Consider the following 19,600-nt stretch of genomic DNA (forward strand, 5'->3'; position numbering starts at 1 on the left):
AAGTACCATTTTATTATCCTATAATCTCTAAGGTTTGATGCAAAAGTTTTTTGATGATAATCAGAATCGTTGCTGATAATAAAATCCGTTACATGAGAGACATCATAATGGTTACCTGTAATTTCATCTCCCACAATAAATGAAAATGAGGAAATTACTAAAACTATCATCAGCACTATTAAAAGACCTACTTTATACTTCGGATATTCCTTTTCATTAAATGTATTTTCATTTAAATTCGCTTTAAAATCATTTTTATTTCTGAAATTGTCCAAAATTCCTTCAAGACAATATATGATGATATAAATTAAAGGAGGTAAAAACTGTATTGAATAACGTAAAGTCTTGGTTTGATATATTGATAGGAAAATTAAATTAATCATAAAATAAGATAAGAATAATAAGTTTAAAGCCTGTTCATTCTTATTTACATTAAACTCACTTATTAAATAATAAATAATAGGTATTGACATCAAAAATAAAATATTAGTTAATATATGGCTGGAAAACACCTTAAATGAAATGAATGTCAGTATTATCAATACAATCAATAATGCAATTAATAATTTTTTAAAGTTTTCTGTTCTCCACTCTTTAACAGGCCCTGCAATTTGAGAAAAATTCTTAATAAGATAATTTAATTTAAATATTGCTCCAAATCCAATAATACAATAAATTATAACTGAAAAAACCCTATCTAAAGCACGATTTTCACTGAATAGTATTTTCGAGAAATTTTTCAAATAAAATAATTTATCATATACAACATCAATTCCACCACTAACGCCGTAATTTGAATTCTTAATTGTGCTTGCAGACTGATGAATGAAAGTCAAATCCCCGCCATAATCAAGAATCAAATACTTACATATGACGGCAAATAAAATAATGCTTAAAATTACTGATAAAACAATATATTTAAACTCAGAACTTTTTAGATAATTATTCAATTTTTCCTTGAAAAGAGATTTATCCCGGATGATGCACTCAATATTTCCTATAAGATCCCTTTTCATGACATAATACAATATTAGTACAGGCAACATGAATCCAACGGTATATCTTGTAAAAAATCCTATAACCAGTAGTAAAAAAGTGATAATGAAATATTTTGAATCTTTGTCAACAGCCATTATTCCAAATAAAAGCACTAAAATAGATACGGAAACAGAAGGAACATCTAATAAACCACTTGACAAATTAATTAACAGTTCAGATACACTTCCATAAATCACAACACCGGTTAAAGATAAAATTGAATTGAATCTGAATCTCAACAGGATGTATAATCCAAGAAATCCGAATAGTGCAAAAAAAGATGAAACCAACGAAATTGCCAACTGGTCAACAAGACCCATTCTAAAGAGCAATGATGTTAAAAATGAAATAACGGGACTATAAAAAATATCACTTGGATTGGCAATACCGTAATAATCCAATCCACTATATTTTAAAGCAGTGATTAAATAAAGGGCTTTATCCGGATAAAAAATGCCTCCAGACAAATGATATTGAGTTCTAAAATAAATCAAACCCATAGAAAAAATAAAAACAATTACCAAATATAAATAATCCTTTTTATTTAAATTAAAAACTTTATTAACCATTTTATCCCTATTTCATGAAAAGTTTCGTTGAAAAAGAAATGTCTTAAATAAAAACAGTTCCATACACTCAATGAGCATTAAATATAATATATTCACTTTTAATTAATATAAATAACTGTTTGACTTTGAAAAAATATTATTTTTAAGAAAAGTATTGAAAAGTCAACTTATACTTTAATTAATAAAAAATTAGCAATAAAAAAAATATGAATGAATATTAATTTGAACAAAAGAATAATTATCCCAGTTCAATTAATATTAAAATCACATCAGCAATTCTTTTAAATCTAAAATAACCTGTTCGAATTTGACTCCATATTTATGGTTTTCATCACCAACTGTTTTTTCAATTGCTCTTTTGGTAAACTCTCCTGCAATTTGTGAAGCTTGTGTTGGAGTCTTGCCAACCATAGTCGATCCGACAAATGCTGAAGCAAATACGTCCCCGGTTCCATGAGATACATAATCTATCTTGTCATTGTAAACAATTTCCAAGGAAGATTCCTGTTTATCCAAAACAATCATTCCCAACTTATCTTCTTCATTGGTATCTCCTTTTAAGATAACATGTCTTTTTGTGAACTTTGAAAGTTCATTTGCCATGTCCAACATTTCTTCTCTTGTAAATTCCTCTTTCCAAGGTTTATGCAATAAATAGCAGGCTTCAGTTGTGTTTGGAAGGACATAATCTCCCAATTTACAAAGTTCCCCCATTTTGTCTGCAAACTCCTGGTCAAAACCATTGTAAAATTCTCCATGGTCTGCCATGGCCGGGTCAACAAATACAAGCCCGTCAGGCTTTAATCTTGAATCTATAATATCTTTAATGTAATCCAATTGTTCCATTGATGCAATGAATCCTGTATATATTGCATCGAAATATATTCCTTCCTTTTCCCAATGCTTTTGGATAGCCGGGAGATCTTCTGTCAAATCCCTTACGGTAAATCCTTCAAAACCTGAAGTGTGTGTTGATAAAACAGCAGAAGGAAGAATTGCAGTTTCTATTCCAAAAGCAGAAATAATCGGCAACGCAACTGTTATTGAGCACTGCCCAAAACAGGAAATATCTTGAATGGTTAAAATTTTTGTTGTTTCACTCATCTTTTCAACTCAAATTACATTTAATTAACATATAAATATTGTTAACAATAGTTATATATTTTTTTCTTTAAAATTAAATTGCTAAAATTTATATTTATATTATTATATAATGAACTATATAAAGCTTTATAGTACATAAATGTACACTGAATGTAATTAATAATAGAAAAATAATATTATAAATTGAAAAAACAAAATAGGATTAGTACAGTCTGAGAGGAATATCATGCCCAATAAAGAAAAATATCTAAACAATGAACTGTTAATCAATGCCCGAAAGCCTGAAGGCGAACTTGGAGAAAAGTTAATAGATATGATGAATGAAAATCATAAAAATCTAGCACAATGGAGTGTAAACCATTTAGAAATCTCCAAAAAGGATATTATTTTAGATATTGGATGTGGCGGCGGAGTAAACGTGAAAAGATTTCTAAAAATGACTGACAATAATGTTTACGGGATTGATTACTCAGATGTTGCAGTCAAAAAATCCATCGAATTAAACAAAAAAGCAATTGAAGATAAAAGATGTGAAATCATAAAGGGATCCGTTTCAAAACTGCCATTTGAAGATAACAGCTTTGATATCATCACCGCTTTTGAAACCGTTTATTTCTGGCCTGATTTTGAAAATGATTTAAAAGAAGTCAAACGAGTCCTAAAAGATGGTGGAATCATATTCATAGCCAATGAAGCACTTCCAATAAAAGATGATGAACGCCAAAAGGAATTCATTGAACTGTTGGATGCCAATATCTATTCTGAAAAGGAATTAAATGACTCATTAACTAATGCGGGTTTTTGTGATATTGCCTGTTTTAAAAAAGAGTCAATAGATTCATTTACAGGCGATTATGCCAATTGGATATGTTTCGTCGCGAAAAAATAACTACCATATCAATGGGAAAATCTTATAATTTACTTTATTTTTATATTCTCTGTAGCCATCCAATTCGTGTTCCAACACTTTTTCTTCATTTCTAATTCTAAATGCAATTAAAATAGGATAAATCAGCAATATGACAAATGAATATATGGAACCTAAAATCAAGGGCATTGATAAAAACAGGAATATTGTTGAAGTATACATAGGATGTCTAACAATGCCGTATAAACCTTTATCAATTACTTTTTGATTCTCATCTACCTCAATAGTTCGGGACAGATACTCATTTTCACGCAATACTTCAATATACATCACATATGCCAACAAAAATATTATGGATGATATTGTTACGATAATTGATGGAAGTTTAGTCAAGTTGAATCTATAGTTTAAACCGGCCAAAACAAATGCAGATATAAACATCAGACCGCTGAGCAAAACAACTAGTTTTTGCTCGGATTCCTTTTCCTTCGCATTTAATCTCTTTTGCAATAAGGCAGGATTTTTAATAAATATTATTATTCCCATAATCAACATGGGAATAAACAACAATCCTATAAATAGCCATCCATTCGGAAAATCTATTGTTCCAGCAGGTAGAAATATCAACAATCCAACTACAAGCAATCCTAAAACGAATTTTTTTGTTGCCTGTAACAATAAACCACTATCCATTTTAACACTTAACTGAATTTTAAATTATCGACAGCGTGAATAAGTTCCAGCATGTGATTATCCTTAATACTTTGAGTAATGAAGCTATTTTCCTCAAAATAAAATGCAGGTGTGCCATGCTCATTTAAAGGAATTGTCAGATAAGGTCCGCTTGTTGTATGATATGGGTTATAATATGAGATGTTCTGTGTGCTTTGGGAAACGTTTCGTCCATAGCTTTCACCTGTTTCACCATCAACCGGACAGAAAACAAATGTGTTGTAATCGCCATAAGCACCGCCGTGTGCATGTACATCAACAGCCAATTCATAGCTTCCATTAACTATTTGCGGATATACATATTTATAAGCCAAATCCTGTCCTGTTGCCCTTCCAGGTTCATCGTCAGGCAATAAGTGTCCATATTGGCTAAAGTCCAAAGAGACATTGATGACATATATATCATAGCAATAGTTCAGATTATCTACTGTCGGCAGAAGCTTAAGCAGTGTCTTATGAGTATCATTTTCCAATGGATGAACACCAACAATATATGCTATCTTTTTACCATCGGGATTTCCGATATTTCTTATAACTTCAACAGACCCTCCATCAGAAGAGTTATTTGCAATAAGTTCATGAGTTACTGCAGAAGTGCCATTTGCTGATAATTCATCATTAATTACCTTAAAAGGATTAACAACCAATATCGCAAAAATTACAACCACCAAAGCTATCAATAATATCAATTTGAGTCTTCTTTTTAACATTAAATCTAATATAAATTTTTTAATTAATAAATTTATCACTCTAAAAAAGCAAAAAATGAAAAAAATATATTATTATAAATATGCAAATATAATAATGTTACATTATTAAATTGGATTGAATATTATGAATATTGGTAAATTGATTGGCAATACTCCAATGATAAAAATTGATTATGAGTATGAAGGAAAAATTGGCAGCGTTTACTCAAAACTTGAATTCTACAATTATTCAGGAAGTATAAAAGATAGAATTGCTTTATATATTATAGAAAAAGAAAAGGAAAACGGAAATTTAAAAGAAGGTCAAGCTATTGTTGAAGTAACAAGTGGAAATACCGGCATTTCCTTTAGCGCCATCGGTGCACTATTCGGCCATGACGTTCATATTTTCATGCCCGACTGGGTATCTCTTGAAAGAAGAAACCTCATAGAAATGTATGGTGCCCATGTTCATCTTGTATCTAAAGAAGAAGGCGGATTCAAAAAAGCATTGGAGCTTGCAGAAGAATTTGCCAAAGAAACTGACGCATACAGACCTCTCCAATTTGATAATATGTTAAACGTTGAAGCGCAATATACAACAACAGGTCAAGAAATCATTGACGCCGCACCTCACGTAAACGCTTTCGTTTCAGGTATCGGAACTGGCGGAACTTTAATGGGAATCGGGAAAAGATTGAAAGAAAATAATCCAGATTCAAAAATAATCGCTCTTGAACCATCAACATTATCAATCCTTAAAATGGGAATGGAAGAGGGAACCCACATGATTGAAGGAATCGGTGATGACTTTATTCCAAGCATAATTGAAAAAGATATAATAGACGATATTGTTTTGATTGATGATTTGGATGCAATCAACATGTCTAAAAGAATAGCTAAAGAGTTTGGTTTGGGAATTGGCATTTCCAGTGGAGCAAACTTCCTAGCGTCCGTTTTGATTGATGATGATAATTTGAATATCGCCACCGTCTTTGCAGATGACAATAAAAAGTATATTACTACAAAGCTTTCAGAAGAAATTGATGATGATCCTAAACTGCTTTCTAATAAAATAAGGCTTATAGACTTTGAGGTAATTTAGAAGCTAATTATTTATTCACCATCTTATCTAATTGTTTAAGATTTATCTCAATGAACTCCCTGTATTTGGGATTAGCGAAAATCTGGTATTGTTTTTTACCGGTATTTCGATATGCTTCATCCATAATGGATTGTAACTCATCGATTTTAGTATTTAAAACTATGTCCAATTTACTTTTTTGACTATCAGTTAATTTAGATAAATAAGATTCGGCTTTTGATTCGAACTTTAAAACTATATTGGTATTCTTTTTAGCAAATCTTTCAAGCAAAAATGTTGGGGCCAATGTGAAAAATTTCTCATACTCTTCAACATCCCTATAAGTAATTTTTTCATCACTCATTTAAAATCACCGAAATATTATTCTACAAATCGTTCTCTTGTCAGTAAATATACTTAAATTCATCTTATATTTAAATATGTTGATAAAATTCCAACACACCCAAATAATTATAGCTTTGACTAAAAATTCATGTACACTCATCAAACTTAAGTTACAAATCATAATGAATATTGTGCAATTTGTACAAGCATACAGAACTGCTTGAAGGGAATGCATAAATCATATAATCAAGCTCTTCTAAAGTAATCCTCTTGTTTATGATGAAAGCAAACATATTAGCTACATTTTCTGCATCCGCAGCATATATCTCCGCTCCTACAATCTGCAAGTCCTTATCTACAATCACTTTTGCTTCAGCAGTCAAATCATTTTTAAGCTCTAAGGAGTATGACCTGCCATATCTAATTCTATGAACTTCATATTCATCGCTTTTCTCTGCAATATAAGCAGGTATGCCAACTGTGGCTATTCTAGGAATTGTATATGCAACCGCCGGAACAACAGGATATGTTATCTCATCAGCTTCGCCCAATAGCTCTTTTGCAAGATATTTGGATTGATGTATTGCAACTGTTACAAGTTTGGCGATGCCCGTGTCGGCAACATCTCCGGATGCATAGATATTTGGAACTTCTGTTTGCAGGTGACCGTTTACTTTAATTCCCTGCCGAGTATATGTCAAGCCCACATTTTCAAGACCGATATCTTCCACGTTTGCCTCTCTTCCAATTGCTGCGATAACATAGTCTCCAGTGATGCTCAGTCCACTTTCGCAATTGACTGTAAATCCGTTTTCATAGGCTTTGTTATCATCCTTAGCATCAGGATCTCTTAAATCCTCATTAGCATTCAATCCCTGAACAGCATTTTGAACCTTATCTTCTGGATTGTCAATGTCAACATTTGCAATAATCTCTTTAACCTGCTGGTTGAAATGGAAGCGGATTCCTTTATCTTCCAATATATGAATCACGTTTTGAACATAAGGCTGGTGGAAATACTTCAAAGCCATGTTTCCCCTGATTATCACATCAGCCTCAAGGCCGGCTTCAGCAAGTATTGAAGCGAATTCCATCCCTACAAAACCTGCACCTATAATGATTGTGTGTTTCGGCAAATCGGCAATATCTAAAAAGTCAGTGCTGTCATGCAGATATTCACTGCCTTTGATATCTGGAATAACAGGTTTCAATCCAGTGCAGATAACTATTTTCTCTGTGGTGAATTTCTTATCTCCAACCTGGACGGTGTGTTCATCGACAATTACCCCTTTTCCATGGGCAACATCCAAGTCATATTCATCGAACTTGCCGTCTAAAAACAATGACATGCCGGCAATACGTTTTTGTTTAAATTTCATTAAATCTGACCAGTTGACTTCAAAGTTGCCGGATTTTCCAACTCCCTCAAAATTATCGGCCAATGCCTTAATCTCATATGGAGCATCAAGCAATGCCTTTGAATTGCAACCCCTGTTTGCACATGCTCCGCCATACAAGCTTTCTTCAACGATTAGAATTTTGAGCCCAGCCTTTCTTAAAAATCGGCCACCTTGCCATGCTGCGTTTCCACTGCCAATATATATTACATCATAATCCATGAATTAACCTCTAATGTGATAATCTATTAAAAATATGTTTAAAAGAATATAAATTTTTAACTGAATTTCAGTTTATCAATGGCTGAAATAAGTTCCAACATATGACTGTCCTTCACATCCTGACTGGCGAAACTGTATTCTTCAAAGTAAAATGCCGGAATTCCATTTTCATTTAAAGGAACTGTCAAATACGGACCGCTTGTTGTTGAATCGGGCGCATAATATGAAATATTTTCACAGCTGTTTGCGACATCTCTTGCATATTGCGCACTGGCTGCCTCCTTAACCGGACTGAAGACAAATGTTTTGAAAGGATATGCTCCAACATTCGAGTGAACATCAATGGCCAGGTCATAATCACCTTTCAGAATTTCAGGATAGACATATTTATAAGCCAGAATCTGTCCGTTTTGCCTTCCCTGACTGTTATCCGATGAGCCGTCACCATAATAGCCTACGTCTTCAGTAACATTGATTATGTAGATGTCATAGCAACAAGTTAAATTGGTCATATTCGGCAATAATTTGACTAATGTGCGATGGGTCTGATACTCCAATGGATGAACTCCAACCACATAGGCTATTTTTTTGCCGTTGGGATTTCCAATATTTCTTATTACTTCAACCGTACCAGGTTCATCTGTTGAATTTGATAGGACTTCATGCGTAGCTGTTGAAGTAGCATTTATCTCAGCATCCCCCTTAAAAAGAGTTTCATTAACGATAAGCATACTGAAAAGAAAAATAACAAGTATCAATATTAAAACTGCAATATGCTCTTTTTTAACCATGAACTTAATTTCAATTTTATAATTTATATAATTATTTAAACATAATAATAATTAGGTGATATTATGGATAACAAAGAAAAAGTTATTGAAGCCTTTAAAAATTCAGATGAACCATTGAACGCTAAAAAAGTTAGTGAACTTTCAGGTGTCGAGAAAAAAGAAGTGGACAAAATCATGAAGGATCTTAAAAAAGACGAAACTATAGTTTCACCTAAAAGATGCTATTGGACATTGGCGGATAAATAATTATTATCCCCCCAATCATCTTCTTTTTTTATTGTAAAATGCAATACATTCAAATTATTTTTTAAATAAATATTTTTGATATTATGGAAATCAGTGCTCTTGAAATGAAAAAATCAATCAAAAAGATATACGAAAGGCTTGATGAGGTCACGCCGGTTGATTTTGACTGCGGCAAATTATGCGGCGAGGTTTGTTGCGTTTATGATGCCGACACTAATCACACAGAAGAGCTTGTCTTATATTTGTTGCCCGGTGAGGAGCTGATGTATGAAGACAGCCCTGAGTTCGAGCTGTATTACATGGATTCATCAGAAATTAGATATCCCCACTCCTGGAAAGACAGCATTTACCTGGTCAAATGCGTTAACCCGCCAAAATGTGACAGGTCCATCAGGCCGATACAATGCAGAACTTTCCCGTTAGTTCCCCATATATCAAAAAATGGCGAATTCCATCTTATCTTAGATGAAACAGAATTTCCCTATGAATGTCCAATTTTGCGAGATCATATTAAATTGAATGATGACTTTATCAAAGTTACTTATGAAGTATGGGAAATGCTAATCAGAAATCCTCTGGTTTATGATTTGGTTGATATGGACTCCAAGGACCGTGAAAAGAGAACATCCTCATATAAAATAGTGATTTAAATATCATTAGACACATAGTATTATCATGCTTAAGAAAATTCTAATTTTTTTATTTTCACTTTTAATCGTAATTAATGTTGCAAATGCCGTTGACAGCTCAAACTGGACCGAAGTCAGTGTAGGATATGAAGAATTCAAAATTCCTCCACAATACGAAAATCCCTATTCAAGCGACTTTAACATGTATGAGTTTGATGAGGATATCGATGAATTTACAATCAGATTTGTCAATCCCCAAATTATGAGCTTATACGGATATTTTCTAGAGCACAATAGCTATGCAGAAAAGGTTAATGTTTCAGGCCATGATGCCATTCATTTCATGAGCTATGACCGCCATGACGGTACAAACAACTCAAAACTATGGTTTTCAGCCGGCGAAGAATTCTACTACATAACCTGGAGAGGCAGTGAAATAACACCTACTATTGAAGAGATTGTAAAAAGCGCATCACCATCAAAATACAATCACACAGAGTTCTATTCCATTTTGGATAATGAGTATAAGAACTATCAGATTGTCAATGCAATCGAATCTCAAAGGTCCGATTATCCGTCAAGCGGCAGCGGCTCTCACACATTCGTTTCATTGGGAACAGGCGGAATCAATTTTGGAGTTATGACTTAATTTATATTTTTTTGAAATTTTTAAACTAACAATCGTTAGTTTTATATATGCTACCCATAAAATTATAACTAACAAGTGTTAGTTGATGATGATATGACAACGAAAGAAAAGATATTTGACGTTTCAATTGATTTATTTTCACAATATGGCTATGATGGTGTGTCAATTCGCCAAATTGCAGGTGAAGTTGGAATTAAGGAAAGTTCCATCTATAATCATTACCCTAGTAAGGAATCTATTATAGATGAGATACTGAACTATTATATTCAGGAAATGACCAAAGAGGAGATTCCTCTTGCACAGGCAAGCAAAAATCTGGATGTCAGTTTCGAGTACTTCTATAAGGCAGGTTTAGATTTGTATATCTCAAAGCTAAGTGAAGATAAAATGATGAAAATAACAAGAATAATCCTGATTGAATCATACCACAATGAAAAAATCAAAGATTTTGTAAAAGTGGCTATTATCGAACATGCAATCAGGGGATGGAGTGAGCTGTTTGATTTAATGAAGGAAAAAAATCTTATCAATAATGATTATGAATCCGTGCAACTGGCCAGATCATTTTATTACTATGGATTATTCCTGCTAATCGAACACTTCATTATTAATTATCCTGAAGATGATGAAGAATTTTTAGCCACATTGGCAAAAAAAAGCCAGCAGCATATGGAACTGATATACAATTCCGTTAAAATTGAGTGAATAACATGAAAATAAGATTGGAAAATGAAAACGATTATCTGGAAGTAGAAAACCTCGTCAGAAATGCCTTTTGGAATATATATCGCCCAGGTGCATGGGAGCATTATATTGTGCACAATTTAAGAGATGACCCCTCCTTTGTAAAGGAATTGGCATATGTGATTAAAAAAGACGATAAAATCATAGGCCACATTAACTATTCCTATGGTACAATAGACTATGATGACGGGAAAAGCGAAAGGGGTTTGATATTGGGTCCGATTTCAATTGATGAAAATTATCAAAATCAGGGATACGGCTCTAAATTAATTAGATATACACTAAACATAATTGAAGATGAAAGTATCCCATTCGTATTTGTAGTTGGAGATGAAAATTATTACAGGAGATTTGGATTTGAAAGCGCATCAAAATACAACATGTTTTTAGAAGGCACAGACCATGACGATGAATGCCCTTTTTTCATGATAAAAATATTTGATAAAGATGAAATCAACTGCAAAGAGGCTACATTTTCAAATCCTGATGTGTTTAATGTATGTGAAAGCGACGTTGATGAATTTGACAAAAAATTTGAATATAAGCAAAAAAAGGTCCAAGAAGGACAGTTAAGCGAGATGAAACAATGAAATATCTGATAATTAACGGTTCACCAAGAAAGAAAAATACCTGGAATATGGTTAAACAGGCACAAAGCAATTTAGAAGGAGAATTCGAAGAGATACAGTTAATGAAAGAAAAAATACCAATGTGCAATGGATGCTGTAACTGTATCTTTGAATCAGAAACAAAATGCCCGCACTTTGATAAAATGAATCCGATTGTTGAGAAAATTAAAGACTGTGACGCTTTGATTATTGCTTCTCCGGTATATGCAATGAACGTAACCGGACTTTTAAAAAATTTCTTTGACCATACTGCCTATTTCTACCACAGGCCGGCATTTTTTGACAAGAAAGCATTGATACTTGTCTCAACTGCCGGAGCCGGAGAAAAAAAAGTTGCAAATTACATTGATGAAACTCTAAGACACTGGGGATTTAACAGAATATATAAAGCAACCGTCAAATGTGGTGGAAAGGAAGAATTGGAGACAAAAGATATTGATAAAGCTTCTCGAAAATTCAGCGATGATGTGAAATCGAAAAAACTGCATTCCCCAAAGATAGGCGATTTGATTTTTTACAATGTTTGGAGAGCACTTGCAGCATCCAATGACCCGATTAAGGCAGATAAACTATATTGGGAAAGCAGCGGTTTGATAAATCATGAATTTTCACCAATTGTGAAACTTAATTTCATTAAAAAAATCTTTGCAAAAGTAATGTACTATATACTAAAAAGAGTTATGAAATGATACTACAATTTCCAATCGATTTCATCTACACCGTTTCGGCTTAGAAATTCATTTGCCCTCTTAAAATGATTGGATCCTAAAAAACCCCTTCTTGCAGAAAAAGGAGACGGGTGGGATGTTATCAACACCAGATGATTTGGATTTGTAATTAACTCTTTTTTCTTTTCTGCCTGTTTTCCCCAAAGCAGAAACACAATCGGTTGGGTTTGACTGTTCAATATTTTAATAACATTATCCGTAAATGTTTGCCATCCGCATTTGCTGTGAGAATTTGCATTTCCCTGCTCAACTGTCAATACTGTATTCAGCAGAAATACTCCCTGGCATGCCCATTTTTCAAGACATCCTGACTCAGGAATCTGATAGCCATACTCATCATTAATTTCCTTAAAGATATTTTTAAGGGACCTTGGGATTGGACGGCCTTCAGGTGTAGAAAAGGCAAGCCCATGAGCCTGGCCCTTTTCATGATATGGATCCTGGCCCAATATTACCACTTTAACGTTGCCCAATGGGGTTAACTTAAAAGCATTGAAAATTTCTTCATAGGGAGGATAAATCGTTTTTGTGCGGTATTCATCATCTACAAATTTTTTGACTTTTAAAAAGTAGTCCTTATTGAATTCTTCTTCAAGTGCAGCGTCCCAATCGTTACCTATCATGAAAATGATTTTGTTATTGAAAGTATATATTTTTTCTTCATTTTGACTATGCAATTTAAATTAAATAACGATTAATTAAATTGATAATTGATTAACATCTATAAATTTAACAATATCCAAATATATTTTATTAATATCAAAGTTAAAAATATAATTTAAATGAAAAGCAGATGTAGATAAAACAATTAAATTATGGCAAATTTAACATTTTTTTAACAATCGACCTTCAGCCAATTTCATATAAAAACTCAAAATGCTCAATGCCATCTTCAAGATAGCAGTCTGAAACTTTCCTGAAGCCCAAACTCTGATAGAATTCACTAAGATACGCCTGTCCTGAAAGCTTTATCCTGGATTTGCCAAAATCTTCAATTATAAAATCAATAGCTTTCTTCATCATCTCACGTGAAATCCCCTGACCCCTATGGGACTGTTCAACAATGACTCTTCCAATGGCCATGTCCTCATACGAAACGTTTTCAGGAAGAATTCGCAATACCGCGATGACTTCATCACCATCCTGTAAAAACAGATGAAAAGCCAGCTTATCCTTGTCATCCAAATCCTGATAGACGCAATCCTGTTCTACAACGAAGACTTCTGATCTTAACTTTAAAATTTCATACAGCTCATAGACACTGAGTTCATCAAATTTTTTTAGTTTCCAATCCATAATATCATTTTTCTTTAACTACCTTGCCGGTCATATGGTCAATTGTTATTTCAAAAACTTCAGTCCTATCCAGCAATCTGTCAATCTCATCCTGAGTTTCTTCAGGTGTCGGGAAAAACTTGTTTCCAAGATGAGTCAGCTTATCGATTTTTTCCCCATCATCGCATAAAATGGTGATTCTTCCGAATACCACCACGCTTCTGAATGTATACCACCAGCTGTCCTTTTCTTTGACACCCTTATCCAGTACACAGTATGAGACTTTAGAATGTTTTTTGATTGCATCAATCTTATGGCCTGTTTTTGCTCCGTGAAAATAGATTTTACCGTCCACATAAACATGACTCATAGGAACTGTATAGGGATAATCATCATCGCCCAAAACAGCTAAAACTCCACGAGGTTCATTAGTTAAAATATCAATGCATTCCTCATTTGATAACTGCTGTCCAAGACGTCTCATTTTTCTAAACATGCTTTATTATATGATAAAACTTTTAAAAATATTTTATTATCCTACTATTAAAAACAATATTTAACTACATTAAAATATATACTAAAAACAAGTATTAGAAATTTTTAAATGAGGAATTATAATGAATAAGTTAGCGTTTAGAGATGCAACACGTGAAGATGTTGGCTTAATTTTGGAATTCATCAAAAAGCTTGCAGATTACGAAAAAAGATTGGATGAAGTTATTGCAACAGAAGATGAACTGGAAAAATGGATTTTTGATAAACATCAGGCCGAAGTTATATTCGCACTTGAAGATGGAAATGAGATTGGATTTGCATTATTCTTCTTAAGCTTTTCAACCTATATCTCAAATGTCAACCTTCATCTGGAAGACCTTTTCATTGATCCGGAATATCGGGGAAAAGGCTATGGTAAAGCACTCCTTAAAAAACTTGCCAAAATCGTAGTTGAAAGGGGATACGGCAGGTTTGAATGGACATGCCTTTCATGGAATAAACCCAGCATTGACTTTTATCTTTCACTTGGAGCAGAGCAAAAAGACTGGAACGTATTCCACCTTACAGGAGATAACCTAAAAAAGCTTGCCGAAGATTAATTGATTTCCTTTAATCTTTGCATCAGCTTATTTTTTATTTTATTATTGCCGTCAATTTTTTGTACAGCCAATTTTAGAACTTTAATCTCATTATCTGTATCGTTATTGTTTTTATAAATGTTGGCCAATCCTTCATATGCCTCAGCATTTTCCGGCTGAATCACCAATACCTTTTCATACAGTTCAATGGAATTTGTCTTTTTGGCTTGTTTCAATAAATTGGAAACCTCTTTGGTTAAATCAACTTCCTTTTGCATATTTTTGCTTAACTTTTTAGCTTCCTTTGTGTCCTGTTTGTCAAGAATGTCGAAAATTTCATTAGCTTCATTTTTATCGAAGCCATCCTTAACTTCCCTTTTAGTTTTTTCATCTGATTTTTTATTAAAAACTTTGTCCAGTAATCCCATAAAATATATTATGTCTGTTTACTATTAAATAATATTAACACTTTTAAAATGTGGTTTGAATGGAAGATAAAAAAGAATTGAAACTAGAAACCAAATGCTATGACGCCAATGAATACGGATATCTTTATGGATTAAACCAAAAAATACCTGATGAAGATTTTGAAAAGGTCAAATCATATATGAGGGACTTCAGACGAAAGGACTTTGTCGATGGCATCATCAAAGTTACAGGAAGGCCTGAAGGATATAGGTGCCTTGAAAAGGACGTTGCAAAAGTTGAAGAGATTCTTGGAATAGAAAACACTCTTGAAAAAAGACAAAACAAAATTAAAAAAGCGTTTGAAGACCCTATAGCCAAAGCAAATCTTAAGGATAATGCATATAACTGGTTAAATATATTGTTTAAGAAAACCGGAACCCATCCTAAACAGGACCTCTCAAGACTGGCAGTTCATTCAACTAAGATTTATGACCCTGCAGACAGCTTTAAGAATGGTGCTGAATACGGTGAAGGGGAACTGTTCATTTATACCCCCCACGGAATGTGGTATATTATTAACAACTGCGGCGAGTATAGCGACACTTCAATCAACAATGTGGAAACCGATGCAGGCGGCGCCATAGGATATAGGCTGATGTATGACGACACTGTCGATACTCTGATTAGAATATATACTGAGGAAAATGAGTATAGTGGTGAAAAGCTATTCTAATCCTCAAATTCCTTTTCAAGCAGAATCGTTACAGGACCGTTGTTCAATAAGCTAACTTTCATGTATGCTCCGAATTCACCTGTTTCAACATCAACACTCTCAGAGCACTGATTTGTAAAATAGTCAAATAATTCAGTTGCATCTTCAGGGTTTAGAGCCTTGTGAAATGATGGTCTGTTCTTTTTGGTTGAACCATATAATGTGAATTGAGGAACAAGCAACAGTTTGCCTCCAATATCTTTTACAGACTTGTTCATCCTCCCGTTTTCATCTTGAAAGATTCTTAATTTTACAAGTTTTTTTGCAAGATAGTCTGCCTCTTTGGCAGTATCATTAACACCAAATCCAACCAAAACCATTAATCCTTCACCAATCTCGCCGACTATTTCACCATCGACTTCAACGCTTGCATCTGTAACTCTCTGAACAACTAATTTCATAAGATATACTATAAATTTTGATTTAAATAAATTTTTTTAAAAAAAAGAGAAGAATGATTTTGGTTAATCATTCTATAGAATTGATATTATCGCAAAAATTATGAATATTAAAATTAAACAACCGCAGCAATTAGCCCAATTGGAATCATTGTCTTTGTTTGCTGTAGTGGCAGACCCGCTTGAAGTGGTGGTTGCACTTATCTGTGGAGTATCATTTTTTTCATATACCTCAATAAGCTTTAAGGCCACCATTATTGACCTTACTAACGCTATAAACGCTGCTAGAAGTAACAACCATATATAATAAAGTACCATTATTCTTGCAGGAAACATACTGCAAGCTATGAAATAAAAAAGCCAAGGTATTTCATATGTAATTCCCTCTATAATCCAGTTTTTGTTTGATGCCTTTAATCCTATGTAGATAAAACCAAATCCTGGAAATATAAATGTGAATGGGAACAATACCCACCATGATTTTTTAATTTTTTCAAATGTATTCATAATCATCAATACTTATTCAATTGCACCTGTATTTTTAGTTTCGATTTTTTCAACCACTTTTTGACCTTCATCAGCCATGTCACTGAACATAAGTATTGTTTCCTTCATTTTAGGAAGAGCCTGTTCCTTATAGGTACTTACATCTTCAATGGCAGAAAGTGCTTCTGCAAAGGAAGCCTTTAAAACATCAGGAGAAATCATAGCCTCGGCACTGTGCTTTTGGATTTCACTTCCTTGCTCTTTAAGCATGTGGGAAGTTGATTCTATAATGCTTTCAGTAGTGGAATTTAGAATATTAATCTTATCCATTACAATTTTTTGATCATATAATGCACTAGCAACCATTACACCGGTTCTTAATGCGGATACTGTTACGTTTTTAGCCCTGTTGACTCCACGGATTAATTCCTTGTTGTTTCTTCTAATAACATTTAGTGAAACAATACCTTGCTGGTTTACAACAATCATTTGCTGCATGTCCATTATCCTTTGCCTGAGCGGGAATAAAATCTCTTCACGAACAAATGCAATCTTTTCCGGTTCAACCCCGTCGATTTCGGCCTGTTGGATTTGCATTTCGATGGATTCATCCATGCTTTTTCCCAGTTCAATATCTGCAAGAAGCTTATTTGTAACTTCCCTCAAGTAGTTTTCTTCATTTAACAAGGTAACATTATCATTTTGCAATACTTTGCCGCTGTGGTCCAATGATTCTATAATGTTTGATATAGCTGTTTCCGCCTTTTCATATTTCGCGAAGTATTTGCGGACAGGATTCATCAGGTCTCCTAAAAAGCCTTTTTTAGTGAAGTCCACTTTACTTGGATCCAAATCTTTCATCTGCCTGTCAAGTTCAGAAAGTTTATCTCCAATATTTTCAGCTTCCTTGCCGCCTTTGTTTATATCCGCAAATCGGGTAGCTAAAAGTTCATTTCTAGAAGCGGATTTAGACATGTCATCTAAACCGAAGCTTTCTAAAGGTCTTAAAATTCCTTCTCTTTCAGTTGGATTATTTAAATCAGCTTCAAAAATTGCAACAGCATTTTCACTAGCTTTATCTTTAAGATTGGAATTTTCTAATTTTTCTTCTTCCTCTTTAAGAGTAGTTTCAACATCTTTTTTTATTTCATCAACATCCAATGAAAATTCAGCCATTCTATCACCTTTATTTTGTTTCATTAATTTCTGGTTTATCAAAATTCAATGTATTCTTATCCATTTTTGCAGAACATTGTTTAATAACTGTTCCATCTCTAATTATTTCAACTTTAACAGAATCAACATCAATATATTTATAAGAAGTATGATAACCTACTGAAATAGGATAATCTGTTTCATAATAAACATTTGATAGAGATTCAATTTCATGACCCAAATCAGTATTATTTTCATCCAAATACGTTGTTTTAACAATATAATCATTTTTATTGGAAGGCACTTTTTGGAACAACACTTCTACCCAATAGAAGTAATCTTTATTCTCATCACTATAATAACCATTAATATCGCTAATGGTCAATGAAAATTCACCGGCTTCCCTACTTAAATCATCACCCGCATTAGCCTGACTGTTATTGCCCGTCATTGAAAATATTAAAATACCGCCTACAATAAGCACAACAAAAATCAGTGCAAGAAATATTTTTCCGTTTGAAAATATGTCTGATTTTCTTGAATCATTGTTAATGTCGTATCCGCAAGACAGACAGAAATTTGATTCATCAGGTATTTCCTTTCCACATTTCGGGCAGCGTTTTGTCATTTCAATCACTCATACTCCTTAACGGAATCAATCAAGTTTTCCATATCATCTATCAGATTTTTAACATCATCATGTGATTTTTCATCTGAACTTATATTGATTACAAGTTCATTGGTTAAATCCTCTATCTGGTCAATGATTGATTTTAAGGTACCAATCTTATTTTCAAGTTCACTTTCAACTCTTGGAGTGTCCTCAACGGCCAATTTAGCAATATTCAATGCGCCATCCGCCTCACTATAAAACAGATCGTGTGACTTATCAATTGTCGCCATGAATCTATCATATGTGATTTGAGGAGGTTTAAAACGTTTTTCAATTAAGCCCCTGACAGTTTCCTCTTTTTCGTCAAATATGTCCCTTAACTCTTCAACTTCCTTAGTGTATTTTTTAAGAGATTCCAAACCTTCATCAGGACTTGCAATTCCTTGGCTTCGAGTGGTTTTAACTGTCTTAGATTTGCCAGTTTTACTTGAGCTTTTGCTTACATACTGTTTTAAGTTAAAGATATAATATAAATAAAGCAATGGAATAATAGCCAATATCAAGACTAAAAACATTGCAAGACCATTTCCTCCATAAAAGACAGGAATTGCCATACAGACTAAAATCGTATAATATAATCCCAATACATAGGGAACGGAATCATTGATAATCAAAACATCAGAGTTGCTGCCAACGCCCCTCTGAAGCCTGATTTTAGCAGCTTCCCGAGACTCAGGAGCATATTCCAATATTTCTTCCTCACTTAAAATATTTGGATCAGGTTCGATGATGAATTTTAAATCGGAAAGTGTTTCAATACAGTTTATTTGACTTCCCTTAATATCATAAACCTTTAAATCATCGTATTTTAAGGGAGATTTTAATTTATCTATTTCACCAGTTTTTGAGTTTTCAATAGCCATTGCAATTCTCCAATGAAAATATATTTAGATATA

The 19,600-nt window shown here is 33.3% G+C and carries 26 protein-coding genes; 10 read left to right on the forward strand and 16 right to left on the reverse strand.

Annotated elements, in window-relative coordinates; all coding sequences use genetic code 11:
- The coding region (locus IJI93_RS06860) for a glycosyltransferase family 39 protein (RefSeq protein ID WP_292821535.1) at positions 1–1,607 on the reverse strand (1,607 nt) is incomplete at its 3' end.
- A gap of 264 nt (positions 1,608–1,871) precedes the next feature.
- Entirely contained in the window at positions 1,872–2,711 is an 840-nt protein-coding gene (locus IJI93_RS06865; RefSeq protein WP_292821537.1) for a pyridoxamine kinase, read from the reverse strand.
- 226 nt (positions 2,712–2,937) lie between these two features.
- Here IJI93_RS06865 and IJI93_RS06870 point away from each other — a divergent pair, with 226 nt between their 5' ends.
- Positions 2,938–3,600 carry a class I SAM-dependent methyltransferase gene (locus tag IJI93_RS06870; protein ID WP_292821539.1) on the forward strand — a complete coding sequence of 221 codons (663 nt, stop codon included), beginning with the start codon at positions 2,938–2,940 and terminating at the stop codon, positions 3,598–3,600.
- Here IJI93_RS06870 and IJI93_RS06875 read toward each other — a convergent pair whose 3' ends face one another.
- Both IJI93_RS06875 and IJI93_RS06880 read right to left on the reverse strand, forming a co-directional pair.
- Positions 3,601–4,272: an isoprenylcysteine carboxylmethyltransferase family protein gene (locus IJI93_RS06875; protein WP_292821541.1), complete on the reverse strand. Its 672-nt coding sequence runs from the start codon at positions 4,270–4,272 to the stop codon at positions 3,601–3,603. It abuts the gene before it with no gap.
- Between the two features lie 8 nt (positions 4,273–4,280).
- Complete coding sequence (locus IJI93_RS06880; RefSeq protein WP_292821543.1) at positions 4,281–5,021, reverse strand: hypothetical protein; 741 nt, start codon at positions 5,019–5,021, stop codon at positions 4,281–4,283.
- 124 nt (positions 5,022–5,145) lie between these two features.
- On the opposite strand from IJI93_RS06880, the gene IJI93_RS06885 reads away from it, so the two are divergent.
- Positions 5,146–6,105 (forward strand): PLP-dependent cysteine synthase family protein, encoded by a 960-nt coding sequence (locus IJI93_RS06885; RefSeq protein ID WP_292821545.1) that lies wholly within the window; start codon positions 5,146–5,148, stop codon positions 6,103–6,105.
- Between the two features lie 7 nt (positions 6,106–6,112).
- Here the strand turns inward: IJI93_RS06885 and IJI93_RS06890 are convergent, their stop codons facing one another.
- The 3 genes from IJI93_RS06890 to IJI93_RS06900 form a co-directional block, all read right to left on the reverse strand.
- On the reverse strand, positions 6,113–6,448 hold the full coding sequence (locus IJI93_RS06890) for a hypothetical protein (RefSeq protein ID WP_292821547.1): 336 nt from the start codon (positions 6,446–6,448) through the stop codon (positions 6,113–6,115).
- Positions 6,449–6,599: 151 nt separating this feature from the next.
- On the reverse strand, positions 6,600–8,048 hold the full coding sequence (locus IJI93_RS06895; RefSeq protein WP_292821549.1) for an NAD(P)/FAD-dependent oxidoreductase: 1,449 nt from the start codon (positions 8,046–8,048) through the stop codon (positions 6,600–6,602).
- A 56-nt stretch (positions 8,049–8,104) separates the two neighbouring features.
- Positions 8,105–8,839, reverse strand: coding sequence for a hypothetical protein (locus IJI93_RS06900; protein WP_292821551.1), 735 nt, complete (start codon positions 8,837–8,839; stop codon positions 8,105–8,107).
- 63 nt (positions 8,840–8,902) lie between these two features.
- Between IJI93_RS06900 and IJI93_RS06905 the strand changes: the two genes are divergently transcribed.
- The 6 genes from IJI93_RS06905 to IJI93_RS06930 all read left to right on the forward strand — a co-directional run bounded on the left by IJI93_RS06905 (position 8,903) and on the right by IJI93_RS06930 (position 12,425).
- Complete coding sequence (locus IJI93_RS06905; RefSeq protein ID WP_292821553.1) at positions 8,903–9,085, forward strand: MarR family transcriptional regulator; 183 nt, start codon at positions 8,903–8,905, stop codon at positions 9,083–9,085.
- Between the two features lie 83 nt (positions 9,086–9,168).
- Positions 9,169–9,735: a hypothetical protein gene (locus IJI93_RS06910; RefSeq protein WP_292821555.1), complete on the forward strand. Its 567-nt coding sequence runs from the start codon at positions 9,169–9,171 to the stop codon at positions 9,733–9,735.
- 25 nt (positions 9,736–9,760) lie between these two features.
- Positions 9,761–10,363, forward strand: a complete 603-nt coding sequence (locus IJI93_RS06915; RefSeq protein WP_292821557.1) for a hypothetical protein — start codon at positions 9,761–9,763, stop codon at positions 10,361–10,363.
- 93 nt (positions 10,364–10,456) lie between these two features.
- Positions 10,457–11,068: a TetR/AcrR family transcriptional regulator gene (locus IJI93_RS06920; protein WP_292821559.1), complete on the forward strand. Its 612-nt coding sequence runs from the start codon at positions 10,457–10,459 to the stop codon at positions 11,066–11,068.
- Between the two features lie 5 nt (positions 11,069–11,073).
- Positions 11,074–11,697, forward strand: a complete 624-nt coding sequence (locus IJI93_RS06925; protein ID WP_292821561.1) for a GNAT family N-acetyltransferase — start codon at positions 11,074–11,076, stop codon at positions 11,695–11,697.
- On the forward strand, positions 11,694–12,425 hold the full coding sequence (locus IJI93_RS06930; protein WP_292821563.1) for a flavodoxin family protein: 732 nt from the start codon (positions 11,694–11,696) through the stop codon (positions 12,423–12,425). The genes IJI93_RS06925 and IJI93_RS06930 overlap by 4 nt, the downstream gene beginning before the upstream one ends.
- 2 nt (positions 12,426–12,427) lie before the next feature.
- On the opposite strand, the gene ung is transcribed toward IJI93_RS06930, so the two are convergent.
- The 3 genes from ung to IJI93_RS06945 form a co-directional block, all read right to left on the reverse strand.
- On the reverse strand, positions 12,428–13,087 hold the full coding sequence (ung, locus tag IJI93_RS06935) for a uracil-DNA glycosylase (RefSeq protein WP_292821565.1): 660 nt from the start codon (positions 13,085–13,087) through the stop codon (positions 12,428–12,430).
- Between the two features lie 226 nt (positions 13,088–13,313).
- Complete coding sequence (locus tag IJI93_RS06940) at positions 13,314–13,760, reverse strand: GNAT family N-acetyltransferase (protein WP_292821567.1); 447 nt, start codon at positions 13,758–13,760, stop codon at positions 13,314–13,316.
- Between the two features lie 4 nt (positions 13,761–13,764).
- Positions 13,765–14,235, reverse strand: coding sequence for a pyridoxamine 5'-phosphate oxidase family protein (locus IJI93_RS06945; protein WP_292821569.1), 471 nt, complete (start codon positions 14,233–14,235; stop codon positions 13,765–13,767).
- A gap of 121 nt (positions 14,236–14,356) precedes the next feature.
- Here IJI93_RS06945 and IJI93_RS06950 point away from each other — a divergent pair, with 121 nt between their 5' ends.
- Positions 14,357–14,833 carry a GNAT family N-acetyltransferase gene (locus IJI93_RS06950; RefSeq protein ID WP_292821571.1) on the forward strand — a complete coding sequence of 159 codons (477 nt, stop codon included), beginning with the start codon at positions 14,357–14,359 and terminating at the stop codon, positions 14,831–14,833.
- Here IJI93_RS06950 and IJI93_RS06955 read toward each other — a convergent pair.
- Positions 14,830–15,240, reverse strand: a complete 411-nt coding sequence (locus IJI93_RS06955; protein WP_292821573.1) for a tetratricopeptide repeat protein — start codon at positions 15,238–15,240, stop codon at positions 14,830–14,832. The two genes, IJI93_RS06950 and IJI93_RS06955, sit on opposite strands and share 4 nt — an antisense overlap.
- A gap of 59 nt (positions 15,241–15,299) precedes the next feature.
- Between IJI93_RS06955 and IJI93_RS06960 the strand changes: the two genes are divergently transcribed.
- Positions 15,300–15,953, forward strand: coding sequence for a hypothetical protein (locus tag IJI93_RS06960; RefSeq protein ID WP_292821575.1), 654 nt, complete (start codon positions 15,300–15,302; stop codon positions 15,951–15,953).
- Here the strand turns inward: IJI93_RS06960 and dtd are convergent.
- The 5 genes from dtd to IJI93_RS06985 form a co-directional block, all read right to left on the reverse strand.
- On the reverse strand, positions 15,950–16,393 hold the full coding sequence (dtd, locus tag IJI93_RS06965) for a D-aminoacyl-tRNA deacylase (RefSeq protein WP_292821577.1): 444 nt from the start codon (positions 16,391–16,393) through the stop codon (positions 15,950–15,952). The two genes, IJI93_RS06960 and dtd, sit on opposite strands and share 4 nt — an antisense overlap.
- A 72-nt stretch (positions 16,394–16,465) precedes the next feature.
- Positions 16,466–16,903 (reverse strand): hypothetical protein, encoded by a 438-nt coding sequence (locus IJI93_RS06970; protein WP_292821579.1) that lies wholly within the window; start codon positions 16,901–16,903, stop codon positions 16,466–16,468.
- 6 nt (positions 16,904–16,909) lie between these two features.
- On the reverse strand, positions 16,910–18,052 hold the full coding sequence (locus IJI93_RS06975; protein ID WP_292821581.1) for a toxic anion resistance protein: 1,143 nt from the start codon (positions 18,050–18,052) through the stop codon (positions 16,910–16,912).
- A gap of 10 nt (positions 18,053–18,062) precedes the next feature.
- Positions 18,063–18,659, reverse strand: a complete 597-nt coding sequence (locus IJI93_RS06980; RefSeq protein WP_292821696.1) for a zinc ribbon domain-containing protein — start codon at positions 18,657–18,659, stop codon at positions 18,063–18,065.
- Between the two features lie 5 nt (positions 18,660–18,664).
- A complete protein-coding gene (locus IJI93_RS06985; protein ID WP_292821583.1) occupies positions 18,665–19,567 on the reverse strand; it encodes a hypothetical protein in 903 nt (300 codons plus the stop codon).
- Positions 19,568–19,600 lie beyond the last annotated feature (33 nt).

The sequence above is a fragment of the Methanobrevibacter sp. genome (assembly GCF_017431965.1).
Classification (GTDB): Archaea; Methanobacteriota; Methanobacteria; order Methanobacteriales; family Methanobacteriaceae; genus Methanocatella.

Bases quoted from the DNA above. Each gene is read 5' to 3' on its own strand.
- IJI93_RS06980 (WP_292821696.1), bottom strand. From the start codon at position 18,659: ATGACAAAACGCTGCCCGAAATGTGGAAAGGAAATACCTGATGAATCA.
- IJI93_RS06880 (WP_292821543.1), bottom strand. From the start codon at position 5,021: ATGTTAAAAAGAAGACTCAAATTGATATTATTGATAGCTTTGGTGGTT.
- IJI93_RS06870 (WP_292821539.1), top strand. From the start codon at position 2,938: ATGCCCAATAAAGAAAAATATCTAAACAATGAACTGTTAATCAATGCC.
- IJI93_RS06960 (WP_292821575.1), top strand. From the start codon at position 15,300: ATGGAAGATAAAAAAGAATTGAAACTAGAAACCAAATGCTATGACGCC.
- IJI93_RS06975 (WP_292821581.1), bottom strand. From the start codon at position 18,052: ATGGCTGAATTTTCATTGGATGTTGATGAAATAAAAAAAGATGTTGAA.
- IJI93_RS06940 (WP_292821567.1), bottom strand. From the start codon at position 13,760: ATGGATTGGAAACTAAAAAAATTTGATGAACTCAGTGTCTATGAGCTG.
- IJI93_RS06890 (WP_292821547.1), bottom strand. From the start codon at position 6,448: ATGAGTGATGAAAAAATTACTTATAGGGATGTTGAAGAGTATGAGAAA.
- IJI93_RS06930 (WP_292821563.1), top strand. From the start codon at position 11,694: ATGAAATATCTGATAATTAACGGTTCACCAAGAAAGAAAAATACCTGG.
- IJI93_RS06875 (WP_292821541.1), bottom strand. From the start codon at position 4,272: ATGGATAGTGGTTTATTGTTACAGGCAACAAAAAAATTCGTTTTAGGA.
- IJI93_RS06895 (WP_292821549.1), bottom strand. From the start codon at position 8,048: ATGGATTATGATGTAATATATATTGGCAGTGGAAACGCAGCATGGCAA.
- IJI93_RS06955 (WP_292821573.1), bottom strand. From the start codon at position 15,240: ATGGGATTACTGGACAAAGTTTTTAATAAAAAATCAGATGAAAAAACT.
- IJI93_RS06945 (WP_292821569.1), bottom strand. From the start codon at position 14,235: ATGTTTAGAAAAATGAGACGTCTTGGACAGCAGTTATCAAATGAGGAA.
- IJI93_RS06985 (WP_292821583.1), bottom strand. From the start codon at position 19,567: ATGGCTATTGAAAACTCAAAAACTGGTGAAATAGATAAATTAAAATCT.
- IJI93_RS06865 (WP_292821537.1), bottom strand. From the start codon at position 2,711: ATGAGTGAAACAACAAAAATTTTAACCATTCAAGATATTTCCTGTTTT.
- IJI93_RS06915 (WP_292821557.1), top strand. From the start codon at position 9,761: ATGCTTAAGAAAATTCTAATTTTTTTATTTTCACTTTTAATCGTAATT.
- IJI93_RS06970 (WP_292821579.1), bottom strand. From the start codon at position 16,903: ATGATTATGAATACATTTGAAAAAATTAAAAAATCATGGTGGGTATTG.
- IJI93_RS06885 (WP_292821545.1), top strand. From the start codon at position 5,146: ATGAATATTGGTAAATTGATTGGCAATACTCCAATGATAAAAATTGAT.
- IJI93_RS06950 (WP_292821571.1), top strand. From the start codon at position 14,357: ATGAATAAGTTAGCGTTTAGAGATGCAACACGTGAAGATGTTGGCTTA.
- IJI93_RS06905 (WP_292821553.1), top strand. From the start codon at position 8,903: ATGGATAACAAAGAAAAAGTTATTGAAGCCTTTAAAAATTCAGATGAA.
- ung (WP_292821565.1), bottom strand. From the start codon at position 13,087: ATGATAGGTAACGATTGGGACGCTGCACTTGAAGAAGAATTCAATAAG.
- IJI93_RS06920 (WP_292821559.1), top strand. From the start codon at position 10,457: ATGACAACGAAAGAAAAGATATTTGACGTTTCAATTGATTTATTTTCA.
- dtd (WP_292821577.1), bottom strand. From the start codon at position 16,393: ATGAAATTAGTTGTTCAGAGAGTTACAGATGCAAGCGTTGAAGTCGAT.
- IJI93_RS06910 (WP_292821555.1), top strand. From the start codon at position 9,169: ATGGAAATCAGTGCTCTTGAAATGAAAAAATCAATCAAAAAGATATAC.
- IJI93_RS06900 (WP_292821551.1), bottom strand. From the start codon at position 8,839: ATGGTTAAAAAAGAGCATATTGCAGTTTTAATATTGATACTTGTTATT.
- IJI93_RS06925 (WP_292821561.1), top strand. From the start codon at position 11,074: ATGAAAATAAGATTGGAAAATGAAAACGATTATCTGGAAGTAGAAAAC.